This is a genomic window from Amycolatopsis sp. 2-15 (genome assembly GCF_030285625.1).
Classification (GTDB): domain Bacteria; phylum Actinomycetota; class Actinomycetes; order Mycobacteriales; family Pseudonocardiaceae; genus Amycolatopsis; species Amycolatopsis carbonis.
Genome location: NZ_CP127294.1, coordinates 5754663 through 5770371, shown reverse-complemented (window position 1 = coordinate 5770371; position 15709 = coordinate 5754663). Strand labels below are relative to the sequence as shown.

At 70.2% G+C, this 15709-nt stretch carries 20 protein-coding genes; 12 read left to right on the top strand and 8 right to left on the bottom strand.

The features are described from left to right. Positions 1 to 35: 35 nt before the first annotated feature. The 3 genes from QRX50_RS28540 (at position 36) to QRX50_RS28530 (ending at position 3079) form a co-directional block, all read left to right on the top strand. Positions 36 to 644: a TetR/AcrR family transcriptional regulator gene (locus QRX50_RS28540; RefSeq protein ID WP_285966228.1), complete on the top strand. Its 609-nt coding sequence runs from the start codon at positions 36 to 38 to the stop codon at positions 642 to 644. A gap of 112 nt (positions 645 to 756) precedes the next feature. After that, positions 757 to 1530 carry an MIP/aquaporin family protein gene (locus QRX50_RS28535; protein ID WP_285966227.1) on the top strand — a complete coding sequence of 258 codons (774 nt, stop codon included), beginning with the start codon at positions 757 to 759 and terminating at the stop codon, positions 1528 to 1530. A gap of 163 nt (positions 1531 to 1693) precedes the next feature. Beyond that, positions 1694 to 3079 carry an amidase gene (locus QRX50_RS28530; protein WP_285966226.1) on the top strand — a complete coding sequence of 462 codons (1386 nt, stop codon included), beginning with the start codon at positions 1694 to 1696 and terminating at the stop codon, positions 3077 to 3079. Between the two features lie 133 nt (positions 3080 to 3212). On the opposite strand, the gene QRX50_RS28525 is transcribed toward QRX50_RS28530, so the two are convergent. Both QRX50_RS28525 and QRX50_RS28520 read right to left on the bottom strand, forming a co-directional pair. Continuing rightward, positions 3213 to 3899 (bottom strand): hypothetical protein, encoded by a 687-nt coding sequence (locus QRX50_RS28525; RefSeq protein WP_285966225.1) that lies wholly within the window; start codon positions 3897 to 3899, stop codon positions 3213 to 3215. A 75-nt stretch (positions 3900 to 3974) separates the two neighbouring features. Then, on the bottom strand, positions 3975 to 4676 hold the full coding sequence (locus QRX50_RS28520; protein ID WP_285966224.1) for an AraC family transcriptional regulator: 702 nt from the start codon (positions 4674 to 4676) through the stop codon (positions 3975 to 3977). Positions 4677 to 4815: 139 nt separating this feature from the next. On the opposite strand from QRX50_RS28520, the gene QRX50_RS28515 reads away from it, so the two are divergent. The 4 genes from QRX50_RS28515 to QRX50_RS28500 all read left to right on the top strand — a co-directional run bounded on the left by QRX50_RS28515 (position 4816) and on the right by QRX50_RS28500 (position 7253). Then, positions 4816 to 5082 (top strand): alcohol dehydrogenase catalytic domain-containing protein, encoded by a 267-nt coding sequence (locus QRX50_RS28515; RefSeq protein ID WP_285966223.1) that lies wholly within the window; start codon positions 4816 to 4818, stop codon positions 5080 to 5082. Continuing rightward, a complete protein-coding gene (locus tag QRX50_RS28510) occupies positions 5082 to 5789 on the top strand; it encodes a zinc-binding dehydrogenase (protein ID WP_285966222.1) in 708 nt (235 codons plus the stop codon). Before QRX50_RS28515 ends, QRX50_RS28510 begins: the two co-directional genes overlap by 1 nt. A 681-nt stretch (positions 5790 to 6470) precedes the next feature. Next, entirely contained in the window at positions 6471 to 6845 is a 375-nt protein-coding gene (locus tag QRX50_RS28505; protein WP_285966221.1) for a DUF190 domain-containing protein, read from the top strand. A gap of 66 nt (positions 6846 to 6911) precedes the next feature. Next, complete coding sequence (locus QRX50_RS28500; protein WP_285966220.1) at positions 6912 to 7253, top strand: DUF190 domain-containing protein; 342 nt, start codon at positions 6912 to 6914, stop codon at positions 7251 to 7253. Positions 7254 to 7523: 270 nt separating this feature from the next. Here the strand turns inward: QRX50_RS28500 and QRX50_RS28490 are convergent, their stop codons facing one another. From QRX50_RS28490 to QRX50_RS28480, 3 genes are read right to left on the bottom strand one after another with little or no spacing between them, the layout of a single operon-like run. After that, a complete protein-coding gene (locus QRX50_RS28490) occupies positions 7524 to 8192 on the bottom strand; it encodes a hypothetical protein (RefSeq protein ID WP_285966219.1) in 669 nt (222 codons plus the stop codon). Between the two features lie 26 nt (positions 8193 to 8218). Continuing rightward, positions 8219 to 8590: a hypothetical protein gene (locus QRX50_RS28485; RefSeq protein ID WP_220247832.1), complete on the bottom strand. Its 372-nt coding sequence runs from the start codon at positions 8588 to 8590 to the stop codon at positions 8219 to 8221. Between the two features lie 52 nt (positions 8591 to 8642). Continuing rightward, positions 8643 to 9029 carry a roadblock/LC7 domain-containing protein gene (locus tag QRX50_RS28480; protein ID WP_255638156.1) on the bottom strand — a complete coding sequence of 129 codons (387 nt, stop codon included), beginning with the start codon at positions 9027 to 9029 and terminating at the stop codon, positions 8643 to 8645. Between the two features lie 707 nt (positions 9030 to 9736). Here QRX50_RS28480 and QRX50_RS28475 point away from each other — a divergent pair. Continuing rightward, on the top strand, positions 9737 to 10678 hold the full coding sequence (locus QRX50_RS28475) for a glycoside hydrolase domain-containing protein (protein WP_285966218.1): 942 nt from the start codon (positions 9737 to 9739) through the stop codon (positions 10676 to 10678). A 102-nt stretch (positions 10679 to 10780) separates the two neighbouring features. Then, positions 10781 to 11311: a hypothetical protein gene (locus QRX50_RS28470; RefSeq protein ID WP_285966217.1), complete on the top strand. Its 531-nt coding sequence runs from the start codon at positions 10781 to 10783 to the stop codon at positions 11309 to 11311. Between the two features lie 36 nt (positions 11312 to 11347). Here QRX50_RS28470 and QRX50_RS28465 read toward each other — a convergent pair whose 3' ends face one another. Next, positions 11348 to 12301 (bottom strand): SDR family NAD(P)-dependent oxidoreductase, encoded by a 954-nt coding sequence (locus QRX50_RS28465; protein ID WP_285966216.1) that lies wholly within the window; start codon positions 12299 to 12301, stop codon positions 11348 to 11350. Between the two features lie 95 nt (positions 12302 to 12396). Here QRX50_RS28465 and QRX50_RS28460 point away from each other — a divergent pair, with 95 nt between their 5' ends. Then, on the top strand, positions 12397 to 12963 hold the full coding sequence (locus QRX50_RS28460) for a TetR/AcrR family transcriptional regulator (protein WP_285966215.1): 567 nt from the start codon (positions 12397 to 12399) through the stop codon (positions 12961 to 12963). A 3-nt stretch (positions 12964 to 12966) separates the two neighbouring features. Here QRX50_RS28460 and QRX50_RS28455 read toward each other — a convergent pair whose 3' ends face one another. Further along, a complete protein-coding gene (locus QRX50_RS28455; protein WP_285966214.1) occupies positions 12967 to 13806 on the bottom strand; it encodes an SDR family NAD(P)-dependent oxidoreductase in 840 nt (279 codons plus the stop codon). A gap of 92 nt (positions 13807 to 13898) precedes the next feature. On the opposite strand from QRX50_RS28455, the gene QRX50_RS28450 reads away from it, so the two are divergent. Continuing rightward, on the top strand, positions 13899 to 14516 hold the full coding sequence (locus tag QRX50_RS28450) for a TetR/AcrR family transcriptional regulator (protein ID WP_285966213.1): 618 nt from the start codon (positions 13899 to 13901) through the stop codon (positions 14514 to 14516). A 186-nt stretch (positions 14517 to 14702) separates the two neighbouring features. Beyond that, positions 14703 to 14921 carry a hypothetical protein gene (locus tag QRX50_RS28445; protein WP_285966212.1) on the top strand — a complete coding sequence of 73 codons (219 nt, stop codon included), beginning with the start codon at positions 14703 to 14705 and terminating at the stop codon, positions 14919 to 14921. Here QRX50_RS28445 and QRX50_RS28440 read toward each other — a convergent pair whose 3' ends face one another. Beyond that, entirely contained in the window at positions 14922 to 15692 is a 771-nt protein-coding gene (locus QRX50_RS28440) for a GAF and ANTAR domain-containing protein (RefSeq protein WP_285966211.1), read from the bottom strand. Between the last annotated feature and the right edge of the window lie 17 nt (positions 15693 to 15709).

Genomic DNA, 15709 nt, shown 5'->3' with positions numbered 1-15709 from the left:
GGCACGTGAGCGGTGGTCGGCTAGGGTCGGGCGCTGTGACCCCGAAGCCGACCACCGCGGCCGGTGCGCAGGCACCCTCGGCCCGGGACCTGCGCACCGCCACCCTGGACGCGGCCGCCCGGCTGCTGGCGACAGCAGGGCCGGACGGGCTGACCATCCGCAAGATCGCCGCCGCCGCGGGCTGCTCGACCATCACCGTCTACCACTACTTCCAGAACAAGCAGGGGCTGCTGGACGCCGTCTACGTCGAAGGGCACACCCGGCTCAGCGAAGCCCAGCGCCGGCAGCAGTTCACCGATGATCCCGAAGCCGACGTTCGCAACACCTGCCTCGTCTACCGCGACATCGCCTTGGCCAACCGGTACTACTTCCACGTGATGTTCGGGCAACTGGACTCGGTCCACCGCCCCACCGGCGACACCCGGGCGACCGGCCGGGAAAACTTCGCCCGCTTCATCGAGGTCGTCCGCAGGTGGGGCGAACGGACTCCGCTGCGGACCGACCCGGAGTCCGCCGCACACGCACTGTGGGCCTGCGGGCACGGCATGGTCGCTCTCGAACTGACCGACAACGCCCCCCACAGCGCGGCCGCGCACCGCTATCGCACGGCCATCGACCTCATGATGACCGGCCTGCGCACCTGATCGGCGCCCTGCCGCCACAGTCATCGGCACAGTCATCTGACGGGTGATCGACCCCGGACGGGCCCGCGAACATGGAGGCTGTCGGAGCGAACGCGGGGAAGGGATTCGCGTCATGACAGTCGGCGCCCGTCGGGAGCGTCCGGAGGCGAACGAGGCCGCGGCCGTCTCGCTCCGCGACGCCGTGCGGGAGTTCGCGCTCACGGCGATCGTCCTGTGTGCCACCGTGGTCGCGGTCGGGGTGGTCTTCGGGAGTGGCTGGAAGGTCGCGGAGACGCAGGTCCGCGTGGGACAGCTGGTGATCGCCGGATTCGTCGCGGTGCTCCTCGTCGTCCTGATCCGGTCGCCGTGGGGGCGGCGCTCGGGTGGCCACATGAACCCGGTCGTCACGCTCGGTCTCTGGTTGATGGGCGCGTTCCCCGGGCGGCACGTCACGCCCTACGTGTGCGCGCAGAGTCTCGGCTCGCTCGCGGGCACGGCCGTCGCGGCGGTCGTGCTCGGACCCCTCGCGGGGCAGGTCCACTTCGGAACCGTGTCGGCGGCGCCGGCGTGGAGCGCGGGTGCCGTCTTCGCTTGCGAGGCGGCGGGCGGGGTTGCGACGACGCTGCTGGCCGGGTATTTCCTCGCCCATCCCCGGTACGCGCCGCTGCTGCCCTACGCGATCGCCGTCGCCGTGGCCGCGTTGATCGTCGGCCTGGGCCCGCTCAGCGGCGGTGCGGTGAACCCCGCCCGTCAGCTCGGGCCCGCCGTGCTCGACGGTTCGGCGCACTTCCTGTGGATCTACCTGCCCGCACCCGCCGCCGGCGCGATCCTCGGCGCCGTGATCCACCGCCTGCTGATCCGGCGAGTCCCTGCCACACATCGGCTGTGCGGCACGGATCCGCACTGACCTGCCCGCGGCGAGCGCGTCGGGCCCGGCCGCCGTGAACATCACTTCGGGGATCCGCCACGGTCGTGGCGTCTTCTCGTCGCGTGGCGCAGGATGGGGCCATGCTTTCGTATCCGATGTGGCGCCGGTGTGGAACGAACGTCGAGATCCCGGGGGTGCCCGCGTGACCGAACCGACGAAACCCGCAAACCGCCTGCGGGGCTACGTGTCGCACGGCGAGGACCTGCGGTCCGGCCGGCTCAGCCCCCGTACCTACCTCGAAGAGACGCTGACCCGCATCGACGAGCTCGACGGCACGGTGGCCGCGTTCGTCGTCGTCAACCGCGCGGGGGCGCGGCTGGCCGCGGACGAGTCGGCGCGGCGGTGGGCCGCCGGGAAGCCGCTGTCGCCGATCGACGGCATGCCCGTGGCGATCAAGGACATCATCGAGACCGCCGACATGCCGACCGGGCAGGGCTCGCCGCTGTGGGAAGGCACCGACGGGAAGCGCGACTCGGCGAGCGTGCACGCGTTGCGCGAGGCCGGCGCGGTCATCGTGGGCAAGACCACCACGACCGAGCTGGCGTCGAAGCACCCGTGGCACGAGACCACGAACCCGCACGACCCGAGCCGCACGCCGGGCGGCTCTTCCAGCGGCACAGCGGCGGCCGTCGGGGCCGGCATGGTCCCGGTGGGTCTCGGCACGCAGCTGCTCGGCTCGATCCTGCGCCCGTCGAGTTTCTGCGGCGCGGTGGGCTTCAAGCCGAGCGTCGGCGCCGTCAACCGGAGTGGTTCGCACGACCACTTCAGCCAAAGCTGCCAAGGCTCGATCGGCGCGACGCTCGCCGACACCTGGGCGGTCCTGCGCGCCATCGCCGACCGCGCCGGCGGCGACCCGGGCTACGGCGGCCTGGCCGGCGACGTGGACTTCACCCGGCGCACCAAGCCGGTGAAGCTCGCCGTCCTCGAGACCGCCGGCTGGAGCGCGACGACCGAAGGCGCGCGTCGGGCGTTCGCCGCGGTGAAGCAACGCCTGCAGGAGCACGGCGTCAAGGTGCTGGACCGCACGCAGGACGACCGGGTCGAAACGGTCGAAAAGGCGGTCGCCGAGGCTCTACGGCTGACGCAGGCGATCGTCGCCTGGGAAGGACGCTGGCCGCTCAACACCTACGCCGACCTGGACGCCGCCAAGCTCAGCCTCGACGCCCGCGACCGGCTGAAAATCGCCGAAGCGATGACACAGCAGGAATACCGCGAGCTCCTCGACCAGCGTGCCGCGGTACGCGCCACCTACGAGAACACCGCGGCCGACTACGACGCGGTGATCACCCTCGCCGCCTGCGGCGCCGCCCCGACCGGCCTCGGCTCGACCGGCGACGTCGCCATGAACGTGACCGCCTCACTGCTCGGCTGTCCCGCCCTGACCCTCCCGGTGCTGGCCGACGAAGGCTTGCCGCTCGGTCTGCAGGTGCTGGGCCGCACCAACCGCGATGCGGAGCTGTTCGACGTGGCGAACTGGATCGCGGGTGATGCGCTGGGCCGGCCGGATTTGGTAGGTAAGGTCTTTTAGCCGGATAGGCGGCCGACGGCGAGGTCGGGCCGGCGGCTGAGGAAATCGCGCAACTGCACGAGAACCAGGCGCGCCGAGCGGCTCAGCCGCGGATCAGGAGGGTGACCGCGTCGCCCGGCTCTCAGGTGCACGGCTACTTCTTCAGAATGAAACTCAAAACCCCGATGACCAGCGTGACCAAGACGGCTACCGAACCGATCACCGAGGAGCGCCACGCGTGGCTTGCCTGCGTACGGTGTTTTCGGTAGTCCTCGTTGCTCAAAGCGTGTACTGCTGCATATGACTCGGGGAGTCGCTGGAGCGACCACGTGCCCGACACAACGGCCAGGAACGTCACACCGCCGCCCAGAAACCAGCCGGAGGCACCCATATCGGGAACAATTCTCACGGGCGTGACCACAGCCATCACCGCCGCGAGAAGGTATGGCCATGCTGCCGCCCGGTACCGGGCGGACGGTCGGGGACCAGGTCTGTCTTTCGTCTGCCGTGCCCGTGCCCACCGCGTGTAAACGGCTTCGCTCAAATGCCGCTCGCCGATCGCGACTGCTTGGGTGCTGCTCAGGATCACTTCAACGTTTGCCGACTTCACGACGATGCGACGAAGCTCCGCATCCGACAGCTTCGGAAGGTCAGCAGGCTCCTCGAACGAGCCGCCGTCGAACTCGAACTCGGTGCGAGTCGCCCCGTCGGCGAGGCCCTCGTCGAGAAGCTCACGGAGAGCTTGAAGGTCGTCGATGGTGACATGCACCCGGCCCAGTCGCCGCCGGTGCCGGCCGAGGGCCTGCTGCTGGTCCAGAAGCCCGCGTCGCTTGACCGTCATCAGCGAAGCGTATCGAGCAACATAAAACGATCTTTAACCTGATGACCAAATCCGCAGGAGATCCCCAGCGCGCATTCAAACCACGCCGAAAGGGTCACCCTGGCGACCGGCCCGATGCCGCCCCGGCGTCGTGCCCACGAGTTTGGTGAACGCGGCGATGAAGTGGCTCGGATTGGCCCAGCCGCAGGCGTGCGCGACATACGTGGTGTCGTGGCCTTCGGACAACAGGCGCAGCTGGGTGCGCCACGCGTAGAAGGTCATGCCGAGTTCGTGGTGGAGCAGGCGGCTGAGGGTGCGGGCGCTGGCGCCGATCGTCCGCCCCAGCTCGGCCAGCGGGGTGTTGTCCGCCGGGCTTTCGTGCAGCAGCCGGGCGACGGCCTGCAAGCGGTCGTCGTGGGGGTCCGGCAGGTGCAGGGGCTGTTCGGGGGCCTCGTGGAGCTCGTCGACGAGGACGCGGCGGAGGCGGGCGCGCGCGGCGGGGTCGAGAGGGCGCGCGGCGGGGTCGTAGTTGCGGGGACCGGTGAGGGTCAGCAGGGCGCTGCGGGCGAGGTCGGACGCGGTGAACACGGCGGGGTGGTCCGGCACGAGCCGGGCGAGGGACGGGGGCAGGAAGACGATCCGCATGTCCGTGTCGCCGTGCGCGCGGTGGTGGTGGGTGGTGCCGGCGGGGGTCCAGGCGACGCGGTTGGCCGGGACGATGGAGGTGCCCTGTCCGGTGTGGACCGACAGCACGCCGCGAGCCGCGTAGACCAGGTGGCCACGCGGGTGGGATGACACGGGGCTCGTTCCACCCGACGGCCAGAAGTGCGCGCCTCCGGACGGCCAGACGTGCGAGCGGGCAGGTTGGCGGCCATCGGGCATGGGTTGGCATTTTACCGGTGGCCGGTCAGCACGCGACCGGGCGAGAGTGCACGGCATGAGTACGACGATGCGAGCGGCGGTCTGCGTCCGGGCGGGCGGGCCGGAGGTGCTGGAGATCCGTGAGGTGCCGGTGCCGGCGGTGCGGAAGGGCTGGAGCCTGGTGCGGGTGCGCGGCGCGGGCCTCAACCGGTCGGAACTGAGGACGCGCCAGGGGCACTCCCCCCACGTGACGTTCCCGCGGGTGCTGGGCATCGAGTGCGCGGGAACCGTGGCGGTCTCCACCGATCCCCTGCTGCCGGAGGGCACGACGGTCGCGGTGTGATGGGTGAGCTGGGACGGGAGTACGACGGCGGTTACGCGGAGTACGCCCTGGTGCCGAACCCGCTGCTGATGCCGATCACGACCACGTTGCCCTGGGACGTCCTGGCCGCGCTGCCGGAGACGTACCTGACCGCGCAGGGCGCGCTGGACACCCTGGCGGCCACGCGCGGGCGGCTGCTGATCCGCGGCGGGACGTCGTCGGTGGGGCTGGCGGCCGCGTCGATCGCGGCCGCCCACGGGGTCGAGATCGCGGCGACGACCCGGCGGCCGGACAAGGCCGACGCCTTGAGGGCGGCCGGTGTCGACCACGTGCTCCTCGACCCCGGTGGCTCGCTGGCGGCGAGCGTGCACGCGCTCTGGCCCGGAGGACCGGACCACGTGCTGGACCTCGTCGGCGCGAACACGGCGGTCGACTCGCTGAGCCTGGTCCGGCGCACCGGGACGGTGTGCGTGGCGGGTTCGCTGAGCGGGTGGGTGATCCCGGACCTCGAACCGATCGCGATGATTCCGTCCGGAACGAAGCTCACGGCGTTCCACAGCGACACCCTCAAGGGCAGCACGCCCGCGCTGCAGCGGATCGTCCGCGAGGTCGAAGCCGGCGCCTACCGGCCCAACGTCGACCGGGTCTTCGGCCTCGAGGACATCGCCGCGGCGCACCGGTACATGGAAAACGACCGCGCCACCGGGAAACTTGTCGTGCTGCCCTAGGTCGAGCCTGACAAAGCTGCGCCTTGTTGCCGCGATGCTGCCGGTCGTGTCGCCGAAACGGCTTGGTCGTTCGAGTTGGCGGCCCGACCGACGATTCGGTCCTGGTCGCGCAGCTCGACAAGGTCCTCACCATGATGCGGACGCGGTGCTTGATCCCGGTCACCGCGGAGGGGATCGTCGTGGACGGCTCGACGGTGCGGCCGCGCTGTCAGGTGGCCGAGCTCGGCGGCGTCGTCCTGGCCGGAGCGCGCTCCCGAAGGGTGTGTCCCGGCGGGAGGTCCGGTGCGAGCGCACCGAACACGGCTGGTGGTGCGCGGCCCGTATCGACCCCTGAGCCGCCGTCAGCCAGACAGGATCGGTACGTGGTCCTCAACTGCCTGCCGAACAGGCCGGGCTGCTCCCAGCGCAACGGTCGGCATCGGGATACCGGCTCCATGACGACGAGTCGGTGAAGCCGCCCCTGCCACCTGGCCTCACCCTCGGTTTCTCGAACATACGTTCGATATTTGAGAGATAACCGCCCACACGGCAACCTCCTCGTGCTTGACGCGATCGGGCCCGTGGGGATGTACTTGACTTGGCGATGGATCCCGCCGGGTCCTCTGGGCCGAACCGCCTCGCATGGGGCTGATGGCTTCCTGGTGCAGACGTGTGACGACCACTCGTGCCAGGAGGACGCAGATGACCACGAAAAGCTCCGAGCGGGTTTTGCGGCTGTCGATCTTTGTCGGCGACGGCGACCTCTGGCACCACAAACCGCTCTCCACGGAGATCGTCGACCGCGCCCACCATGCCGGCCTCGCCGGCGCGACCGTCATCCGCGGCATCGAGGGCTACGGCGCCACCTCCCGGATTCACACCCAACGCGCGTTCCGGCTCGGCAACGACCTCCCCATGCTGATCACGATCGCCGACAGCGAAGAGCGAATCAGGGCCTTCCTGCCGCAACTGGACGACCTCGACATGAGCGGGCTGGTCACTCTCGACGAGGTCGAGGGCATCCGCTACACCGCACCCGAGCGCCCGCACACCCACTGGTGGCAGCACACCGAGTAGCCCGCGGACCGGGCGAGAACAGCAGACGGTACCCGACACGAGGACTCCCGGCAGGAGGCGCGACCCATGCAGCTCACCGGAAAGGCGTTGCGCACCTTGATCTTCCTCGGCGAGGACGACACCTGGAATCACAAACCACTGCACCACGAAATCGTGAAACGCGCCCGCGAAGCCGGCCTTGCCGGCGCGACGGTGCTGCACGGCTGCGAAGGTTTCGGCACGACATCACGAATCCACACCGACGAGATCTTGAGTCTGACCGAGGACCTTCCCATCGTCGTGATCATCGTCGACGCCGAAGACAAAGTCCGCGCGTTCCTGCCCGCGCTCGACGAGCTCATCGCCAACGGCACCGTGCTCCTCGACGAGGTCGAAATACTCCGCTACGAAGGGGCGCCCCGAGCATGACCGTCCCGGTGCGCAGGCACGCTTACCTGTGTCACCTACTTGCTGGCACTGCGCCCAGCGGAGGCGTCCACCAGCCTTCGATGCACCCGATTACCGTGGGCACAACGTCGTCGAGCGAGGCTTCAACCTGCTCAGACAATGGCGCGGCTTGGCCACTCGCTACGACAAGCTCGCCATCGTCTATTGCTCCGCAGTCGTCCTGCGTGCCGTGATCACCTGGACCAAGACATTGTCGGACCGCCCTAGCCGCGGACCACGGAGACCGTCCACTCAGGACGGCAGCTCCACCTCGAGCCCCATGATCGTCGTGGTCCGGCTGCGGCGGAACCATCTGCGGGCCGGGGCGATGTCGGGCAGCTCGTCGAGCAGGGCCTTGCGTTGCGCCGGAGTCACCGCGCGCCAGCGCAGTTCCAGCACGGGCCGGACCGGGGACACGAAGGCGCGCACCCGCTCGTGAACCTCGGCGACGCGGGTGCGGTACTCGCGGTCCGGCTCGTACGACAGTTCCAGGTCGATCAGCGGCTCGGCGCCCCCGGCCCGGTGCCGGCACCTCGACAGCATCCGCGCGATCTCGTCCACGGCGAGCTGCACCGTGGTGGTCATCCGGTCCTGCCAAGGGCCGGGGTGCGGCGCGTTCACCCCGGCCGGCGCCAGGTCCGCCAACGGCACGATCACGGCGCCGATCGCGGTCCCGGTGAGCTCGACGCGAAGCCGGCGCCCGCCCGCGTCGGCGGTGAAGCGTGGCACCCGGCCGGCCAGGCCGACGCCGGACCGCAGCCGCACCCACTCCGAGACATCGCCGGGCGGGTGGCCCGACAGCACGAACGTGAACTCCAGCTCGTCACCCGCGAGGTTCATCCTGGCCGGAAACGGGGATCCGAGGTCGGTCATGAACGCCGAGCCGATGGTGAGAGCGACGCTGGACCCGCCTCCGGTCATCACCGCCTCCTCGTGTGGGGGTGGAGCTACACCTGCAGGTCCGTTTCGATGCGCTTGAGGTAGTGCCGCGCCAGCGCCAGGTTCGCGCGTTCGCGATCCAGCACCAGATAGAGGAACAGCGAGTTGCGGGAGCCGACCGAGTTCAGCAGGCGGATCAGGTGGTACTGGCGGTGCAGCGTGATCAGGATGTCCTCGATGTTGTCGTTGAGCGCGAGCGACGCCATCACCCGCAGCTTGGACCGCACCACCTCGGTGTTGCCGGCCGCGGCGACCTCGAGGTCCAGCCAGTCGCCGCCGCCGCTCGTGCCGAGCGACATCCCGCTGTCGTAGTCGACCAGGGCGACGCCGATGGCGCCGGCGATGGACATGGCTTCCTTCAACGCGGTGTCGATGTTCATCATTGCTCGAACTCCTCTTGTGAACTGGTGGTGGGCGGCGTGCCGGATTCGGCTAGGCGGCCAGGATCGCGCCGAGCCGCTCGATGACGGGGCGGGACTCGAACAGCAGGCGGCCGACGTTGAGTCCCTTGTCCCCCATGACGACCAGCACCGCCACCCGGCCGATCGCGTATACGGCCATGTAGCCGTCACTGCTGAAAACCACGGTCTGCTTCAACGTGCCTTGCCCGCACACCTCCGACGCCTGGCGGGCGATCCCGAGATCCGCGGCCGCCAGCGCGGACAGCTTCGCGGGATCGAGGTGGTCGGCCGCGTCGGCCATGATCGGTATCCCGTCGACCGCCGCGAGCACCGTGTCGGTGACGCCGGCGACGTTTTCCCGGAGTTTTCTCAGCTCGGCGGCCAGCGCGTCGAAATCCACTATTCTTTCTTCCTGCATCGAAAAGGACGAACGGATCGGATGGAATTCCGAAGACCCGGTGTGCCCCGGTGAGCGGGCGGGCAAGATCCGCGCACAGCACATTCGGAGTCGATCCGATGATCACGTTCCAGCAATGACTCCGAGTCAATTCGTGGTGCGAAACCCGCCCGGCCGACTCGATCATCGCCCATTGGGGTCACTCTTGCGAGCGCAAACACTACCGACACCACCACTCTCCGCCAACCGGCCACACAAGATCACTTGCAGCGCTACACGATCAGCCCAACTACATTCCGTCACCACCGAGCAGAATCGAGGAAATGGTCTGGTCCCGGTCAAAAGATCACCACATCGCGTACCGGGCCGTTTTCCGTCTTCGATCACCGGCGCGAACTGCCACGACACAGCCGGGGTATCGCGGCCGCCGACGCTGGATTTACCGTCCTCTCACCTGCGCCGGTTCACGGCTCACGCAGGACTGGTACAACTGTGAAACACGCCACTTCGCGCACCTGAATACGCCCATTCGGCCGCCGTAAATGCGCATTTCAGCGTATTCGCCATCGCGTTTCGAGCGCGGCGTTCGACACTCCGATGTGGACGCTGCCGGACGGTGCCGGCCCGAGTTAGCCCGAATGGCCGCAGCGAGAGGCTTTCCAAAACGGACTTATCCCTACATGATGGGATCCGATCGGAGGCCTGAACCACTTCGAGGGGACGATGTGATGGCCACCTGGTGGATCGACTACAGCAGCAGCAAACTGTCCGCAGCCAAGATCCTGGCCACGCCGGTCGGGCCGGACGGCGAGCACCCGTCGGGCGTGATCCGGTACATCGACGCGCCGAACCGGCTGGGCACCAAGCACACGAACACCACCGAGTACAACGACCATCGCGCGGCCGGGCTCGGGATCGCCATGTACTTCGAGGTGGGCAAGAACGATCCGATGGGCGGGTTCGCACAGGGGCAGGAATACGGCAGGCGCGCTCTCGCCGGGGCGAACCTGCTCGGGTTCCCCGGAGTCGTGTTCTTCTGCGCGGACCGGTGGTTCACCTCACCCGGATTCCCGACCATCACCCCGGCCCTGTGGCGCGGCTACCTCGACGGCGCCGTCAGCATCCTGGGCCGCGGCCGCACCGGCGCCTACGGGTTCTCCGACGCCATCGACGCCGCGGTGGGCCACGTCGACTACTTCGTCCAGTGCGGCCGCCAGTCCGAGGTCCGCGATTTCGTGCACGGCTGGCAGGACAACAACGTCCAGCCTCAGGTCGACGGCATCCAGACCGACCGGGTCCTGATCCGGCACCCGATCCCGTTCACCCCAACCCGACCGGGCGCATCCGGTGTCCAGAACGACGAGGAGTGGAACATGCAGCTGGAGTCCGGAGAAAACCGCAGCCTCTCCTTCGACATCCCCCCCGGGGCCACCCAGCTCCGTGTCAACTGCCCGATCGACTTCCTCGTCGTGCACGGGATCTGGCAGGCAGGGGAGTCCCTGCCCGCCGGGACCAACTTCGACTACAAGTGGAGCTACGAGGACGATTTCCGCGTCGACCGCCTCCGCCCGTGGAAGATCCGCGTGGTCGCGGGCGCGACACAGGGGTCGATCATCTACTCCTACTCCCCCGGCCGCCCTGAGCGGACCGCGTCGCTGTCCTTCCGCTGACCGGCGGACACCAGCTCACCCGGACCGGGCGAGGCGGGCGAGCGGTCCGGGCGGCGACGATGGCGGGCAGACCACCGTCGGCGCGCAGACGAGGAGGCGGACGTGGCCGAGGAAACCGGCGCCGGACGCCATCCCGCGGCGCAGAGGGCCGTCGCGGCCGTCGCGGCGCTGCTCGGCGCGCTCGCGGTCACCGCCGCGTGCTCAGGTGACCAAAGTGGACAGACGCCGGCGCCGTCCAGCGCGGCGTCGGCCCCGGCCTCGCCCGCGCCGACCTCGCGTGACTCACGCGTCGAGTGCGCCGCGGTCGCCACGGCGGCCCAGAACCTCGCGACCAAGACGGCCTCGCTCGTCACCGGCCAGGCGAGCCGCGACGAGGTGACCACCGCGGCACGTGACCTGCGCTCGTCCCTCGACGCCGCCCGGGCCGTGCTCGGGCCGGAAGCGCAGTCCGACCTCGACGCCGCCGGCACCGCGCTCCAGCAGCTGCAGGACGTGCTGACGACCCAGCCGCTCGACGTCTCCGCGTTGCGCACAGCCGCGACGCAGGTCGCCACGTCGGTCGGCGCCGTCGTCTCGGTGTGCGGCGGCTCGACGAGCACCCCGAGCACCCCGAGCGCTCCGGCGACGACCTAGGCGTCGCGCACGCCCGGCACCACACCGGCCTGCCGGTCACGCGAGGGGATAACCCGCCTGAGCGAGCAGTTCCGCCGAAAGCGCCCACAGCCGCCGTGCCTTCGCCGGGTCGAGCGCGAAGTCCGCGACACCCCGCCGCACGCCCGCGGTGAACGGCTCGGCTTCCTGGCAGTCCTCGAAGTACTTCCCGGTCACACCTGCCACGAGCGGCGACGCGGCGAGCAGCACCGAGGTCGCGGCGCCCTGCGGGATGTCCTTCACGGACACGCCGGTCGCGCCGGAGGGATCGAAGGCCGACGGCGGGTTCGCCATGTGCCGGCCGAGGTTCGTGGACCAGACGCGGCCCGGGTTGAGCGCGTTCACCGCGATCCCCTCGGCCGCCCAGAGCCGAGCCGCCTCGACGGCGAAGAGGATGTTGGCCGTCTTCGACTGGCTGTAGGCCGCCCACGGGTCGTACGGCGTGCGCGTGAAGGAGACGTCGTCGAAGAGCACCTCGCCGTTGACGTGTCCCACCGAGCTGACCACGACCACGCGGGCGTGCCTCGCCGCGGCGAGCGCGCTGTGCAGGCCGGTCGCCAGCTGGAAATGGCCGAGGTGGTTGGTGGCGAACTGCAGGTCCCAGCCCGGCGCCGTCCGCCGCTCGGGTGTGGCCATCACGCCGGCGTTGGCCACCAGGATGTGCAGCGGCCCTTCCCAGGCCGCGACGAACGCGCTGACCGAGGCCGGGTCGGCCAGGTCCAGGGTGGCCACCCGCACGGCGGAGCTCCCCGTGCTCGCTCCGATCTCCCGCGCCACCCGCTCCCCCGCCGCCGGGTCGCGCACGGCCAGTGTCACCTCCGCGCCGGCCGACGCGAGCGAGCGGGCGGTCTCCTCGCCGATCCCCGACGCCGCCCCGGTCACGACGGCGCGCCGGCCGCTCAGGTCGACTCCGGCGACCACCTCGGCCGCCGTGGACGTCGCGCCGAAGGGCGTGGTCACTCGCTGGGTCATGGTGCTGTCCTCTCCGCTCCGCTAGTGTCGTATGTGGAGCCGGTTCCACATACGACTATAACCGGATTCGGGTCCACTTAGCAAAGAGGGGTGGCGTGACGAACACCGGACGGTCGCTGCGGGCCGACGCGCAGGAGAACCAGGACCGCATCCTCGAGGCCGCGGCGCGCGCGTTTTCCCGCCAGGGGGCGGACACCTCGCTCAAGGCCATCGCGAAGGAGGCCGGCGTCGGCATCGCCACGCTGTACCGGCGGTTCCCGGCCCGGGAAGACCTCGTGGAGGCGACATACCGCAGCGAGACCGAACGCCTGGCCGGATCCGCCGCGGACCTGCTCGCCGAGCGGCCACCCGACGCCGCCCTGCGCGCGTGGGCGGAGCGGTTCGTGGACTACATGCTCACCAAGAACGGGATGGCCGAAGCACTGCCCGGCATCCTGGCCGCCCGCGAAGGCCTGCGCACACACAGCCGTGACCTGCTGCGCGCGGCGATCGAGCGCATGCTCACCGCCGCAGCCGAGGCCGGGACACTGCGCGCCGACGTCCCGGCCGACGACGTGATGATGGCGATCGGCGGCGTCACCCTCATCGCGGGCCACGAAGACCAGCGCGAGCTGGCCTCGCGGCTGCTGGACCTGGTCGTGGCCGGGCTCCGGCCCTGCTGAACCTCAGGCGGTCTGCACCCCGACCAGCTCGGCCGAGCGGTCCCACAGCCGGCGGGCGAGGTCGTCGTCGGTCGCCTGCGGGTTCACGCGCCGCGCGGGCTTGCCGCGCTCGTAGTACGCGCCGGACTCCCACTCGGCGCCCGGTTCGGCGGTCGCCAGCCAGACCAGCTGGCGCGCGCCCTTCTCCGGGCTGACCATGACCATCCGGCCCAGCGGGTTCTTGTAGACCAGCCGGAAGAAGCTGGAGCTCTCGGTCGCGAAGGCCGTGGCGACGGCACCGGGGTGGAACGCGGCCGCGGACAGGCCCCGAGCATGGAAACGGGCGTGGAGCTCGCGCGTGAACAGGATGTTCTCCAGCTTCGCGGTGCCGTAGGCCTTGTGCGGGGTGAACGCCGCGTCGTGGTCGAGGTCCTCGAGCCGCAGGTCGCCGAACAGCCGGGCGCCCGAGCTCGAGGTCTGGATCACCGACGCGCGAGACACCAGCAGCGTGTCCATCAGCAGCGTGGTGAGCAGGAACGGCGACAGGTGGTTGACCTGCACGGTCTTCTCGAAGCCGTCCTCGGTCTTGGCGCGGTCGCCGAAGATGCCCCCGGCGTTGTTCACGAGCACGTCGATGCGCGGGTGGGCCGCGTCGAGCGCGGCGGCCAGGTCGCGTACCTCGGCGAAGCGCGCGAAGTCGGCGACGTGGTGCTCAACCCCGAGCTCCTGGGCGACGGCTTCGGTCTTGGCGGGCGAGCGCCCGACGACCACGACCCGGTGGCCGTCGGCGTGCAGGCGGCGGGCCGCGGCCGCACCGATGCCGTCGCTGGCACCGGTGATCACGATCGTCTTCGGTTCGGACATGACGCTCCTCGTTCCCAGGCTTGCTTGATCGACACTGTACGCCACTTGTGGCACTCAGTGCCAACTGTGCCGAACGCTGTTAGGGTGGCCTGGTGACCGACCACCGCCCCGGCCTGCGCGAACGGACCCGCCGGGCCGTGCAGCAGGACATCACCGAGGCCGCGCAGCGGTTGTTCGTCAAGCACGGCTACGAGCGCACGACGATGGGCGACGTCGCCGAGGCCGCGGGCCTGTCGCGGCGCAGCCTGTTCCGCTACTTCCCCACCAAGGAAGACCTGATCGTCGGCAAGTTCGAGGTGCTGGCCGAGACGATGGTCGAGCGGCTGCGCGAGCGCCCGCTCGACGAACCGGCGTGGACCTCGCTGCGCCGGGCGTTCGACCTGCTCGTGCCCTACGTCGACGCGCCCGGCAAGCACGAGGTCGCCGAACCCATGCAGCGCATCGTCTTCGCGACACCCGCCCTGCTCGCGAGCTACCTCGAGAAGCTGCACCGCATGGCGGCCGCGGCCGAGACCGTGCTGCGTGAACGCGCCGAAACCCGCGGCACGCCATGCGACCCGACCGACCCGGCGCTCCCCGCCGTCGCCGGTGCCGCGTTCTCGTGCCTGCTCGCCGCGCAGCACGCGTGGCTCGCCGGCGGGGGCGCGGAGACGTTCGCCGTGTGCCTCGACCGGGCGATGGCCGCCGTCGCCCCCGCCGGGAACGCTTGATCCGTAGCGGTTTCTCCCACGTCGACGCGGGTTTTTGCTGCCAGCGCTGCCGTGCGGCGGCCAAGAACCGCTGAAATCGTTGCCGCGGAAGGTGTGTCCCGGGCCCGCACAACGGCGCAGGGAGCGCGTAGGGTGCGAAGGGCCGCCCCTGCCCCCGGCGGCGAGCCAGCGGAGTGAGGGGCCGCCGTGGATTCCATGGACTTGACGGGCATCGCCGAACCGCACCTGAGCACCGTGGCCGCCATCGTCGGCTACGTGCGCCAGGGCCGGTTCACCGAGGCCGAGGCGCAGAGGATGATCGACCGTGTCCGGGCGCGGGGCCCGGAGAGTCCATACGGGACAGTCGGATCCGGGCTGACGACGGCCGCCGGGGAAAACGCTTCCCCGGAGCCGGGCAACTCGTGATCAGTTCTTGCCGGACACCCGCGTCAGCACCACGGCCGGGTCGAGCTCGCCTTCGGCCAGCGAACGGGCGACTTCGCCGAGCCGGGTGTTGTGGCTGCGCGCGTACTGGCGCAGCGCCGTGAACGCGTCGGCCATCGACAGGCGCCCACTGATCGACAGCACGCCCTTCGCCTGCTCGATGACCACGCGGCTGCTCAGCGCCGACTGCAGCTGGTCCGAGAGCACCTCGCCGCGGCGGATGGCGCGTTCCTGCAGGATCCCGATCGTGGCGGTGTCCGCGAGGCCCTGTGCCAGCTCGAGGTCCTCGGCCGGCACGTTGGCGCGGCCGAACAGGTTCAGCGCGCCGATCGTCAGCCCGCGCAGCCGCAACGGCAGCGAGTGCACCGAGGCGAACCCCGCCCGCCGCGCCGCCGCGGCGAACCGCGGCCACCGCTGGCTGTCGGCGCCGATCGTCGTCGCGTGCACCGCGACGCCGGATCGGAAGCAGGCCACGCCCGGTCCCTCGTCGACACCGAGCTTGACCAGCTCCCGCAGCCCGTCCTGCTCCGTCGAGGAGGCCCGCACTTCCAGGCTCCCGCGCTCGTCCGCGAGCATCAGCCCCGCGGCCCCGACTTCGAGCAGCTCGACGCAGCGCTGCGCCAGAATGTCCAGCAGGTCCGTCACGTCGTACTCGTCGACCAGTGTGTCGGCCATCGAGACGAACGTACGGATCATCCGCCGCTCTCGGTCACCCACAGCGGCCACCTCCCCCATCTCGCCCTTGGTACCCATACTGGTCCTCCTCCCCG